The following is a 12,074-nucleotide window of genomic DNA, read 5'->3' as shown; positions in this document are numbered from 1 at the left end:
CACCCGCTACCCTCACAGCAGCAGCAATCCCTCCCGGTCGGTGTCCTCGGCAGGCGTGAGCAGGGATGAAAGCGTCACCCCCAGCAGGCGCACGCCCTTGGGCACCGGCAGCAAGGCGGAAAGCAGGGCGAAACTGACCGCTTCCAGTTCCGCGCGGCTCGCCACCGGCTGCAGCAACGTGCGACTGCGGGTGATCTGACGGAAATCGGCGTACTTCACCTTCAAGGTCACGGTGCGCCCACGCAGGCCCGCCTGGTCACAGTGCTTCCAGACCTTGTCCAGGATCGGCTGCAGAGCCGCCCGCAGGTCCTGCGGGGTGTAGAGGTCCTCGAAGAAGGTGTTCTCGGCGCCCAGGGACTTGCGCACCCGATCCGGTTTCACTGGCCGACGGTCGATGCCGCGGGAAATCCAGTAGTAGTGCGGCCCGGCCTTGCCGAAGTGTGCCTGCAGGAAGGCGAGGCTGCAGCCGCGCAGGTCCCGGCCGCTGTGGAGCCCCAGCCCCTGCATCTTCGCGGTGGTGGCCGGGCCGACGCCATGAAAGCGCCCGACCGGGAGGTCCTCGACGAAAGCCGGTCCCTGGGCCGGCGTGATCACGAACAGCCCGTCGGGCTTGCGCTGGTCGGAGGCAAGTTTGGCCAGAAACTTGTTGTAGGAGACCCCGGCCGAGGCGGTCAGTCCGGTCTCCGCGCGAATGGCTGCGCGGATCTCCTGGGCGATGTGGGTCGCGGAAGGCAGGCCTTTCAGGTTCTCGGTCACGTCGAGATAGGCCTCGTCCAGGGACAAGGGCTCGATCAGCGGCGTGTAGCGGGCGAAGACCTCACGTATCTGCCGGGAGATCGCGCGGTACACCTCGAAACGCGGCTTAACAAAAATGAGCTCCGGGCATTTGCGCCGCGCCGTGACCGAGGGCATGGCCGAGCGCACGCCATAGCGGCGCGCCTCATAGCTCGCAGCGGCCACCACCCCGCGCTCGCGCGCGCCACCCACCGCCACGGGCAGACCGCGCAGGCCCGGATCGTCGCGCTGCTCCACCGAAGCGTAGAAGGCGTCCATGTCGATGTGGATGATCTTGCGCAGGGGCTCCCTCTGTTCTGGAGCCGCGTCACCCTGCTCTGCTGCCGCTGGCTGCCGCGTCACCGTCGTTGCGCCCGTCACGCACACTGCCTACCTTTATACCTAGAGCCGGTCTAGGCAGCAGAGAACTCTTTTCCCCTTTTGTTCGCAAGTCCTTCCCGTGCGAAAGAAGGCCGCAACTGCCTCTCCTGTGCGGAACTGCGACTCGCACAGGCGATTTATACCGGAGCGAGGGTCAGGCAAGGGCGAGAGGTGCGCTGAGCATGGTGATCAACAGTCCGCAAGCATTGCTGCTGCACGAGCTGCGCCTGGCCGAGAATGCCGAGGAACAGCTGCGCGACATCATGCCGAGTCTGCTGTCCGCCACGCCCAACTCCCGGCTGCAGCATTTGCTGGATCAGCGCCTCTGCGAAGGTGAACGGGTGCTGAGCGACATCCGCGGCTGCCTGGAACTCCACAGCGAGGAGGAGGGCGAGGTCCACAACGAACCGATCGCAGCTCTGGTGCAGGACACGCGACGGATGATCGCGGCAGCCGGAACGTCCGAGTTGAAGCAACTCGCAGCCGCGGCGGCCGCCCGCCGCCTGCAGCACCTTTGCCTCGCCGGCTGGGCCAACTTGCAACTGCTCACCACCCGTCTTGGCGATGAACCCGCAGCAGAACATCTCGCCAGCGCTTTAGAAGAAGGCCAGCGCTGGGACCGGCAGTTCGGCGATCTCGCGTTGAAGGCAAAGGACCCCGCGGCCGAAGGGAAATAGCGCGGGGGAGGTAGCGCGGCGCGCTGTTCTTACTTCAGGCGCAGGTCGTTCATCCGGCTCTGCGCGAATATCCGCGACACCTCCGATGCGTGCTGCACGGCCTTGGCTTGTCTGTCCACTTTGACACGCCACATATTGAAACCGCATATATGGGTTGTTAGCGGCTCTCCTCAGGCCATCCGCGTTAAGACCCCGCCAGGGGCCACTGGCCAGATACAGGGAGATTTCAATCCTCAGGCCAGTGCTATCAGGCTCCGCTCCGGCGGGGCCTTTGCTATGTAGGCACAAGCCTGGCTGGTGCCGCGCCTTTGCGCCTCCCTTGACCCCCACTGGAGGGCAGGCGACAAGACCGGTCCGTTCTTGTTGACACTCTCCAACGGCAGGCGCCCATGTCCGGACCCCTTTCTGGCCTTCGCATTCTCGATCTCACACGCATCCTCGCCGGCCCGACCTCGACCCAACTTCTGGGCGATCTCGGCGCCGACGTGATCAAGATCGAGCGGCCGGGCGAAGGGGACGACACCCGGCGTTGGGGGCCGCCCTACGTCAAGAACGCCGATGGCAGCGACAGCGATGCCAGCGCCTACTACCTCTCCTCCAATCGCAACAAGCGCTCGCTCACCGTCGACATCGCCGCGCCCGAGGGCCAGGCGCTGATCCGGCGGCTGGCCGCCTCCTGCGATGTGGTGGCGGAGAACTTCAAGGTGGGCGGCCTGGCAAAGTTCGGGCTCGACTACCTCTCCATGAAGGAGGTCAAGCCGGACATCGTCTACTGCTCCATCACCGGCTTCGGCCAGACCGGCCCCTATGCGCCGCGCGCGGGCTACGACTACCTGGCCCAGGGCATGGGCGGGATGATGTCGATCACCGGCGAACCCGACGGCCAGCCCATGAAGGTGGGTGTGGGCATCGCCGACGTCATGTGCGGCATGTATGCCAGTGTGGCGATCCTGGCCGCGCTGCGCCACCGCGACCGGACCGGCCAGGGGCAGTACATCGACCTCGCGTTGCTGGACACCCAGGTGGCCTGGCTGGTGAACGAAGGGCTGAACTACCTGACCTCCGGCAAGGTGCCGCATCGCCGCGGCACCGAGCACGCCAACATCGTCCCCTACAACGTGCTGCCCTGCGCCGACGGCCACTTCATCATCGCCGTGGGCAACGACCGGCAGTTCCAGCGCTTCTGCGCCTTTGCCGGTGCGCCGGAACTGGGCGAGGACCCGCGCTTTCTCACCAATTCGCTGCGCGTGGCCAATCGCGACGCGCTCTACGACCTGTTGCCGGAACTGACCCGCCGCAAGACCCTGGACGAGTGGGTAAACGGGCTGGCGGAACTGGGTGTGCCCTCCGGCCCCGTCAACACCATCGACCGCGTCTTTGCCGACCCGCAGATCCTGCACCGCGGCATGAAGGTCTCCCTGCCCTTCCCCGGCAGCGAGACCGGCACCGTCGACCTGATCGGCAACCCCATCAAGTTCTCCGAGACCCCCGTGGCCTATCGCCGGCCGCCCCCGCGTGTGGGCGAGCACAGCGAAGAGGTGCTGCGCGAGTTCGGCTTGTCCGAGGACGAGATCGCCAAGCTGCGCGACAAAGGCATCGTCTGAAAGCCACGCCACGCTGCGCGCTTGCGGTGATTGTTGCGGTCAAGCTGTACTCAATGCACCGGGTTGCAGCTACAGGCTGCCGAGTAGGAGCGAGATGGCAGCGATGGAACCGTGAGAACAGCCGCCCCCGTCTGCTTGGCGCATAGCATAGCACGACCATTGGTTGGCGCGCTTCAGTAAAGTAAACACAGAAGTTGGCGGTGGGCTATTGGTTGGCCAAGACCAGCCAACTGGACTCTTGCGCTCGATTGCTAGTGCTTATAAGACTCACACTCGGATAAAACGAAATACTAAGGGACGGGGATGGGCTTATCACGCCGCGGACTATTGACCGCCGGGCTGTTGTTGCCCGTCGGCGGACTTGCCTACTATCCCTTGAGAGGCCTGTCGGCCGCGGACGGTAGCGACGCAGTGGAGGCGGCAAGTCCGCTCGGCCTGGCCGACGATCTGGCCAATCCTCCGGAAATCCACGCCAGCGACGGCGTTCTGCGCGCCACCCTGCGCATGGCCTTGCAGGACGTCACCCTGCCGGGCGGCGCCACGGAGTTGCGCAACTACGGCGCCCTGCCGGGCCCGACCCTGCGCGTTCACCCGGGCGACACTCTGGAGATCCGGCTCGAGAACCGCCTGCCGCCCAATCCGGACCGCGGCACGCCGGTGATGAACACCCCCAACCGCTTCAACAGCACCAACCTGCATTTCCACGGCTTCCACGTCAGCCCGCGCGGCAACAGCGACAACGTCTATCTCGAGATCGAACCCGGGCAGACCTTCAACTACGTGGTGCAGCTTCCCGACGACCACCCCGCGGGCACCTACTGGTACCACCCGCATCGCCACGGCTCGGTCGCCGCGCAGGTCGCCTCGGGGGCGGCGGGCATGATGATCGTCAACGGCACCCTGGACGAGGTGCCGGAGGTCCGCGATGCGGTGGAGCGCATCCTGGTGGTCCAGGCGCCCATCGCTGTGGAAGGCGGACTGATCGAATCCATGGATTCCATCTGGGAGCTCACCGCCGAGCGCGATTTCCTCATCAACGGCCAGTACCGTCCGCGCATCTACCTGCGCGAGGGCGAGGTACAGCACTGGCGCGTGCTGCACGCCGGCGACGCCCAGTTCCTGCCCTTCACGCTCGACGGCCTGACGATCCTGGAGATCGGCCGCGACGGCAATCCCCTGGACGAGCCGGAGGAGATGACCGAGGTCGACCTGGCGCCGGGCAACCGGGTGAACCTCATGGTCCGCGCCGAGAAGGAGGGCTATTACGAGCTCCGCCGCCCGGCCTTCAATCAGGGCATCCAGGCGCTGCCCGAGGTGCATTTGGCCGATGTGATCGTGCTGCCGGCCGATTCCGACCGGGTCGACTCTTCCATTCCCATGGCCACGGCCCTTCCTTCAGGCCCCCTGCCAGAGAACCGCATCCTCACGGACATCACCGAAGATGAGATCGTCGCGCAGCGGCAGTTCGTGCTCGGCACGCGCACGGTCGAGGGCATGTACAAGAACATGACTTTCACCATCAATGGCGAGGCCTTCGACCCGCGGCGCGACGACGTGGTCGCGAAGCTGAATACGGCGGAGGAATGGGTCTTCATCAATGAAACACCCTTCCCGCACCCCCTCCACATCCACGTCAATCCCTTCCAGGTGGTGGCGATCAACGGCGAGCCGGAAGAGTACAAGCACTGGCAGGACACCATTGCCGTTCCGGCTGCCGGGACCGTGACGATCCGCACGCGCTTCACCGACTTCACAGGCCGCTTCGTCATGCACTGCCACATCCTGCCGCACGAGGACCTGGGGATGATGCTCAACATCAACATCGAGGAGTGACTGGGGCCATGGCGCGACACGGCATCCTGCTGGCCGGCCTGCTGCTGGCCCTGACACCAGCGACAGCGCTGGCGGACGACGACAAGAGCGCGACCGCCATGCCGGAGGCGGCGGCTTCCTGCCTTTCTTGCCACGGCGCTTCGGGCCGTCCGGTGCTGCCGGAAGTACCGATTATCGCCGGGCAGCAGCCGGCCTATCTGGAACGCGCGCTGAAAAGCTACCGCGAGGGGCTGCGCAACGGCGGCCCTGCCTTGGTCATGTCCGGCATCGCCGCCGACCTTAGCGACGAGGACATCAAGGCGCTGGCCCAATGGTTTGGAGAACAACGATGAAACTGAGCGTTCTTGCAGCCCTCAAGGGCGCGGCGCTGGGCGCCCTGCTCGTCCTGGCAGCGCCCGCGGCGGCGGAGCCGGTCTATCTCACCACTCCGGAGGGCGACGAGCGGCTGCTCGCCAGCAAACCGCTCAGCGACTACATCGCGCTCGCCACCTACCTCGAGTACGAGCACATCCAGACCTTCTGCGCCCCGGCCACCATGGCCGGCGTGCTCAACAGCCTGGACGTCGAGCGGCCGCAGCCGCTGCGCATCTATCCCTTCGAGCTCTTCACCCAGGACTCGATCTTCACCGAGGAAAACCAGGCGGTGAAGGCCTATGCCAAGGTCGAACACGAGGGCATGACCCTCGAGGAGATCGGAACCTTCCTCACCAACCTGGGTGTCGAGGCCGAGGTGCACTATGCCGATGCGCTCGACACGGACGCGCTGCGCCAGATCGCCCAGGACACCCTGGCCGACCCCGATGCCCGCCTGGTGGTCAACTACACCCGCGAGGTGATCGGCCAGATCGGCGCCGGCCATGTCTCGCCCATCGGCGCTTACCATCCCGACAGCGACAGCCTGCTGGTGCTCGACGTCGCCAAGTACAAGTATCCCCCCTCCTGGCTGACGCTGGACGAAATGCTGGCCGCCATGCAGGCAGTGGACAGTGGCTCGGGGCTCTCCCGCGGCCTCGTGGTGGTGCGCAGGCCATGAATGTCACCCGCCGCAGCCTGCTGGCCGCGCTCGCCGCCCTGCCGGCAAGCCGGGCGCTGGCCGGACCGCTGGGCAGCGGGCGCGAGGATGCGGCCTTTGCCGAAGTGATCCGGGCGGTCGGCGGTCTGAGCGCGATTCCCGACATCCTGGTCGAGGGCTGCGCCGCGGCATTTCGCAAGCACTACGGCGACGAGGCCATGCCGGCGCTGCTGCAGGCCGTGGCGGGGCAGCCGCTGGACGCCCTGGGGCCGCCGTCTACCGCCCAGAACGGGCTCAGCGACGACGACCTGGAAGATCAGCTGCGCTGGATCGCGGCCTTCCTCTACACCGGCGAGATCACGACCGCGGCCGGGGCCACCCGCGTTGCCTGGTATCCCTGGGCCCTGGCCTGGTCGGGCCTCGGCTTCGCCACGGCGCCAGGCTTGTGCGGCATGCCCTTCGGGCACTGGCAGGACGCTCCCGCCAACACCCAAGCCAACAAGGGGCCCGTCTGATGCGCACCGACGTCGTCATCATCGGGGCCGGGATGGCCGGGGCGCACCTGGCCTATTCCCTGGTGCAGCAGGGCATGGACGTGCTGGTCCTGGAGGCCGGACCGCGGCGCCCGCGCTCGGCCTATGTGAAGCACTTCTACGAAAATCCGGTAAAGGGACCGCAGGCCGCCTATCCCAGCGCGCCCTCGGCCCCGCACCCGGAGGATGGCGGCTACGACGATTTCTACGTCCAGAAGGGTTCGATCTCTTTCATCGGCGCCTATCTGCGGCTCTTCGGGGGCACCACCTGGCACTGGACCGGCTTCGCCGACCGCCTGCGCCCCAACGACTTCCGCATGCGCAGCCGCTTCGGCGTGGCCGATGACTGGCCGCTCGGCTACGAGGACCTGCTGCCCTACTATGTCGAAGCGGAGCGGCGCTGGGGCGTGGCCGGCGACCCCGATCACGTCTGGGGCGCGCCGCGCGAGGAGCCCTATCCCCTACCGCCGGTGCCCATGAGCTACATGGATCAGCAGGTGATCAAGGCGCTGGACCAGCTCGGCCTGCACGCCGGCCCCTTCTCCCACGCGCGCAACTCCGTGGAGTTCGACGGCCGGCCGCCCTGCTGCGGCAACAACACCTGCGTGCCCATCTGCCCGATCGGCGCCAAGTATGATGCCTCGATGCATGCCGAGAAGGCCGAGGCCCTGGGCGCGCGGGTCGAGTGCGATGCGCTGGTCACCTTCATGGAACTGGACGAGGCACAGCAGGTCCGCCGCGTGAAGGTGCGCCGCCCCGACGGGGAGACCTTCTGGGTCGAGGGCCGCATCTTCGCGCTCTGCGGCCATGCCATCGAGAACCCGCGCCTGTTGCTCAACTCCGCCCAGGAGGCCGCGCCCCAGGGCGTGGCCAACTCCTCCGGGGTGGTGGGCCGCTATCTCCTGACCCAGGCCAATCAGGACACCTGGGGCCTGACGAAAGAGCCGGTCTTCCCCTACCGCGGGCCGCAGCAGACCGCCGGCCTGATCGAGCTGCGCGATGGCGATTTCCGCGGGGAAAAAGCCGCCATCGGCACCTCCTTCATGAACAGCGGCTGGTCAGGCAACAGCGACGCCACGGAGTTGGCGAAGAAGCTCATTGGCGAGGGCAAGCGCGGGCCCGAGCTGGCGCGGGCGGTGGCCGAGCAGGTATCCCGCCATCTGCGCCTCAACTCCTCGGCGGAAATCCTGCCCGACCCCGACAACCGGGTCGAGCTGGCCGAGGAGCGCGACAGCGCCGGGGTGCCGAAGCCGCAGGTGACGGTCCACATGGACGAATACACCCGCCGCGGCCTGCAGGAAGCGGAAGAGCTGAACCGTCGCATCTTCGAGGCGCTGGGCGCCACCGAGGTGCAGTCGAACGAGCCCTATCTCTCCAACGCCATCATCGGCGGCACGACGCGCATGGGCGAGGATCCAACGCGCTCGGTGGTGGACACGCAGATGGTGACGCACGACCACGCCAACCTCTTCATCCTGGGCACCAGCACGCACATCACCGCGCCGGTCAACGCGCCAACGCTCACCGTCGCTGCCTTGGCCATCCGAGCCGCTGAAGAGGTGCAACGCCGGCTGTGACACAACGGGCAACAGGCTTCGGAGTGCTGGCCTTCGGCGGGCTCGGCATGGCCGCCCTGCTGGGCAATGGCCTCAAGTCGGTCATCACCTCGACGCTCTTCATCTCCGAGGGGGAGTTCGCCAGCTTCCTCACCATCTCGGTCGAGCGCACCAACTTCATCGTCGAGCTGATCGTCGGGAGCATGGTGATCGCGCTCGCCCTGGCACCGCTGTTGATCACTCGGCGCCGGGCGCCCTATCTGGCCGCCCTGGCCTCGGTCCTGGCCGCGGCCGCCTTTGCCGGGCTCGGGATGCTGTTCAACACCCAGCCCAGCCTGCCGGTGCGCGAACTGGGGGTCGCTCTATCCTTCGTTGCCGGCGGCCTCTCGCTGGGCCTGCTGGCGCCGCTCGCCCAGTTCCATATCAGCTCCTTGGAGGACGACAAGGCCCAGGGCATGCTGACCACTCTCTGGTCCTTTGCCACGCCCTTCGCCTTTCTGGTGACGCCGCAGCTGGTCAAGTTCACGGCCCACGACATCGGCATCGGCAACTTCTTCCTGATCTTCGCCCTGCTGCCCTTGGTCTATCTCGCCGTGGCGCTGCCGTCGCTACGGCGCATTGCCGGCGGCGACAGCAACGCCCAGGCGGAACAGCTCGCCCTGGACCGGCGCAGCATCCTGCTTTTCGTGGGCAGCGTGCTGGCCTTCCAGATCGCAACCGCCCTGGGCACGCTGGTGGGCTGGAGCAGCGTGGCGACAGTGGTCGCGCTCGTGGTTTTCGCCGGAGCGCTTCTCGTCACCGCCAGCCACATGCGCCGGGTCAAGCCGCTGACCGGCATCCCCAACACCCCGCTGCTGCTCCTGCTCGGCCTCTTCCTGCTGCAGATCCCCACCACGGGTTTCTTCGACACGGTCTATCTGGTGCGCCATCTCTGCAGCGCCAGCCTGATTGCCGACCGAGCCAGCATCGGTGCCCTGGGCCAGGCGGTGGCGGTGCTGTTGGCCGGCGCGCTGGTCGCGCGCAACGCCGCACTGGCAGTGCCGCTGATCGCCGCCAGCCTGCCGCTCGTGTTTCTGGGCATCGTGGGCTACGCCTTCTACCCGACGGTGCCGGAGGACTGGCTCTTCATCGGTGCGCGCCTGTCCACCAGTCTGGGCATGGGTCTCGTGACCGCGACCGTGGTGGTCACGGCGACCCGACAGGCCGACCGTTACGCCCTGCTGGCGCTGCTGCCGGCCGGGGCCATCATGATCGGCACCGAAGCAGGGCTCGAACTGCTGGAGATTGCCTTCGCCGTGGCCAAGGCATTCGGGGCCAATGATTTCGGGGCCTACCGAGTGGTCTTCCTGCTGCAGATCGGCGCCGTCGCCGTAGCGGCCCTGCCGCTGCTGGCCGGCCTGCGGGGGCTGGCCGCCGGTTTCAGCGCCCGGCAGCAGACCGCCTGAGCGGAGATTAGGCCGGATTCACGCTACTCGGCCCCGCCCTGAGCCTTGCTGATCATCTCGAGAATCTCATGGGCCGCTTGGGGAATGTTGGTCCCGGGGCCGTAGACCGCCGCCACGCCCTGCTCCTGCAGGAAGGCATAGTCCTGGGGCGGGATGACGCCGCCGCAGACCACCAGGATCTCGCCCGCCCCCTCTGCCCGCAGCGCCTCGACCAGGGCCGGCACCAAGGTCTTGTGCCCGGCCGCCTGGCTGGAAACGCCGATCAGGTGGACGTCGTTCTCGAGCGCCTGGCGCGCCGCCTCTTCCGGCGTCTGGAAGAGCGGGCCCACGTCCACGTCGAAGCCGATGTCGGCAAAGGCGGTGGCGATCACCTTGGCGCCGCGGTCATGGCCGTCCTGTCCGAGCTTGACCACGAGCATGCGCGGGCGCCGCCCCTCTTCCTTGGCGAAGGCCTCGACCTCGTCCTGAATGCGCTTGAAGCCCTCGTCGCCTTCCCAGGCCGCACCGTAGACGCCGGAGATCGAGCGGATCACGGCGCGGTGCCGGGTGAAGACCCGTTCCAGAGCATCGGAAATCTCCCCGACTGTTGCGCGGTGGCGGGTCGCCTCCACCGCCAGTTCCAGCAGGTTGCCGCTCTTGTTCTCGGCCGCCTCCGACAGGCGGTCGAGCGCAATGCGCACCGCCTCCCCGTCGCGCTCGGCACGGAGCTTGTTGAGGCGCTCCATCTGCTGCGACAGGACCTTGCGGTTGTCGATGTCGAGAATCTCGACCTCGTCCCGGGATTCCGGGCGGTACCTGTTGACGCCGACGATGGTCTCCTCGCCCCGGTCGATGCGAGCCTGGCGGCGGGCGGCGGACTCCTCGATGCGCATTTTCGGCATGCCGCTCTCGACCGCCTTGGTCATGCCGCCAAGCTCCTCCACCTCCTTGATGAGCTTGCAGGCTTCCTGAGCCAGCGAAGAGGTCAGGCTCTCGACGTAATAGCTGCCGCCGAGCGGGTCGACCACATTGGTAATGCCGGTTTCCTCGGCGAGAATCAGCTGGGTGTTGCGGGCGATGCGCGCCGAGAAGGGCGTGGGCAGGGCAACCGCTTCGTCGAGCGCATTGGTGTGCAGCGACTGGGTGCCGCCCAGCACCGCGGCCAGCGCCTCGACCGTGGTGCGGATCACGTTGTTGTAGGGATCCTGCTCCGCCAGGCTGACGCCCGACGTCTGGCAGTGGGTGCGCAGCATCAGCGAGCGCGGGTTCTCGGCGCCGAAGAGGTCCTTCATATAGTGGGCCCAGAGCAGGCGCGCGGCGCGCAGCTTTGCCACCTCCATGAAGAAGTTCATGCCGATGGCGAAGAAGAAGGACAGCCGCGGCGCGAAGGCATCCACCTTCAGGCCCTTGGAGGTCGCCGCGCGCACGTACTCCAGCCCGTCGGCCAGGGTGAAGGCCAGCTCCTGCACCGCGGTCGCGCCGGCCTCCTGCATGTGATAGCCGCTGATCGAGATCGAGTTGAAACGCGGCATCTTCTGCGCCGTGTACTCGATGATGTCGGCGACGATCCGCATCGAAGGCTCGGGCGGGTAGATATAGGTGTTGCGGACCATGAACTCCTTGAGGATGTCGTTCTGGATCGTGCCGCTCAGTTTCTCCGGCGGCACGCCCTGCTCCTCGGCGGCGACGATGTAGCCGGCCAGCACCGGCAGCACCGCCCCGTTCATGGTCATGGAGACCGACATCTCGTCGAGCGGGATGCCGTCGAAGAGCACCTTCATGTCCTCGACGGAATCGATGGCCACGCCGGCCTTGCCCACGTCGCCGACGACGCGGGGATGGTCGCTGTCATAGCCACGGTGGGTGGCGAGATCGAAGGCAACCGACAGTCCCTTCTGCCCCGCCTTCAGATTGGCGCGGTAGAAGGCGTTGGACTCTTCAGCGGTGGAAAAGCCGGCATACTGCCTGAGCGTCCAGGGCCGCACGCTGTACATCGTGGCTCGCGGCCCGCGCATGAAGGGCTCGAAGCCGGGAAGCCCCGGCTCGAACTGCATGGCTTCCAGGTCGGCCGCCGTATAGAGCGGCTTGACCGCGATGCCCTCGGGCGTGTGCCAGACGAGGCTGTCCGGGTCGCCGCCCTTTAGCTCCTTGCCTGCCAGTTCCTTCCAGTCGTCGAGGCTCCGCTTTGGAAAATCGGCCATGGTCCTACCCGTCTTGAGGAATCTGCAGTCTTGCAGGCATTTAAATCCTTGTGGCCCCGCCTGTCCAACGCGCGGCCGC

The 12,074-nt window shown here is 66.9% G+C and carries 10 protein-coding genes; 8 read left to right on the top strand and 2 right to left on the bottom strand.

Annotated features, from left to right (window positions below; genetic code table 11):
* Positions 1-12: 12 nt before the first annotated feature.
* The gene (gene dinB, locus P2G67_RS07330; protein WP_437124248.1) at positions 13-1,155 is read right to left on the bottom strand and encodes a DNA polymerase IV; all 1,143 of its coding nucleotides are present in this window, start codon (positions 1,153-1,155) and stop codon (positions 13-15) included.
* Between the two features lie 182 nt (positions 1,156-1,337).
* Here dinB and P2G67_RS07325 point away from each other — a divergent pair, with 182 nt between their 5' ends.
* The 8 genes from P2G67_RS07325 to P2G67_RS07290 all read left to right on the top strand — a co-directional run bounded on the left by P2G67_RS07325 (position 1,338) and on the right by P2G67_RS07290 (position 9,815).
* Positions 1,338-1,832, top strand: coding sequence for a DUF892 family protein (locus tag P2G67_RS07325; RefSeq protein ID WP_275821538.1), 495 nt, complete (start codon positions 1,338-1,340; stop codon positions 1,830-1,832).
* A gap of 389 nt (positions 1,833-2,221) precedes the next feature.
* The gene (locus P2G67_RS07320; RefSeq protein WP_275821536.1) at positions 2,222-3,436 is read left to right on the top strand and encodes a CaiB/BaiF CoA transferase family protein; all 1,215 of its coding nucleotides are present in this window, start codon (positions 2,222-2,224) and stop codon (positions 3,434-3,436) included.
* A gap of 303 nt (positions 3,437-3,739) precedes the next feature.
* Positions 3,740-5,269, top strand: coding sequence for a multicopper oxidase family protein (locus P2G67_RS07315; protein WP_275821534.1), 1,530 nt, complete (start codon positions 3,740-3,742; stop codon positions 5,267-5,269).
* 8 nt (positions 5,270-5,277) lie between these two features.
* Entirely contained in the window at positions 5,278-5,601 is a 324-nt protein-coding gene (locus P2G67_RS07310) for a c-type cytochrome (protein WP_275821532.1), read from the top strand.
* Positions 5,598-6,302 carry a phytochelatin synthase family protein gene (locus P2G67_RS07305; protein ID WP_275821530.1) on the top strand — a complete coding sequence of 235 codons (705 nt, stop codon included), beginning with the start codon at positions 5,598-5,600 and terminating at the stop codon, positions 6,300-6,302. The genes P2G67_RS07310 and P2G67_RS07305 overlap by 4 nt, the downstream gene beginning before the upstream one ends.
* Positions 6,299-6,796: a hypothetical protein gene (locus P2G67_RS07300; protein WP_275821528.1), complete on the top strand. Its 498-nt coding sequence runs from the start codon at positions 6,299-6,301 to the stop codon at positions 6,794-6,796. The genes P2G67_RS07305 and P2G67_RS07300 overlap by 4 nt, the downstream gene beginning before the upstream one ends.
* Positions 6,796-8,391: a GMC family oxidoreductase gene (locus P2G67_RS07295; RefSeq protein ID WP_275821526.1), complete on the top strand. Its 1,596-nt coding sequence runs from the start codon at positions 6,796-6,798 to the stop codon at positions 8,389-8,391. The genes P2G67_RS07300 and P2G67_RS07295 overlap by 1 nt, the downstream gene beginning before the upstream one ends.
* Positions 8,388-9,815, top strand: coding sequence for a hypothetical protein (locus P2G67_RS07290; protein WP_275821524.1), 1,428 nt, complete (start codon positions 8,388-8,390; stop codon positions 9,813-9,815). The genes P2G67_RS07295 and P2G67_RS07290 overlap by 4 nt, the downstream gene beginning before the upstream one ends.
* Before the next feature lie 23 nt (positions 9,816-9,838).
* Here the strand turns inward: P2G67_RS07290 and scpA are convergent, their stop codons facing one another.
* Entirely contained in the window at positions 9,839-11,995 is a 2,157-nt protein-coding gene (scpA, locus tag P2G67_RS07285; RefSeq protein WP_275821522.1) for a methylmalonyl-CoA mutase, read from the bottom strand.
* Positions 11,996-12,074: the final 79 nt, after the last annotated feature.

The organism is Aquibaculum arenosum (assembly GCF_029222965.1).
Lineage (GTDB): Bacteria > Pseudomonadota > Alphaproteobacteria > Kiloniellales > DSM-21159 > Aquibaculum > Aquibaculum arenosum.
The sequence above is the reverse complement of the archived record's forward strand: the minus strand, read 5'-3'. Positions and strand labels throughout refer to the sequence as shown.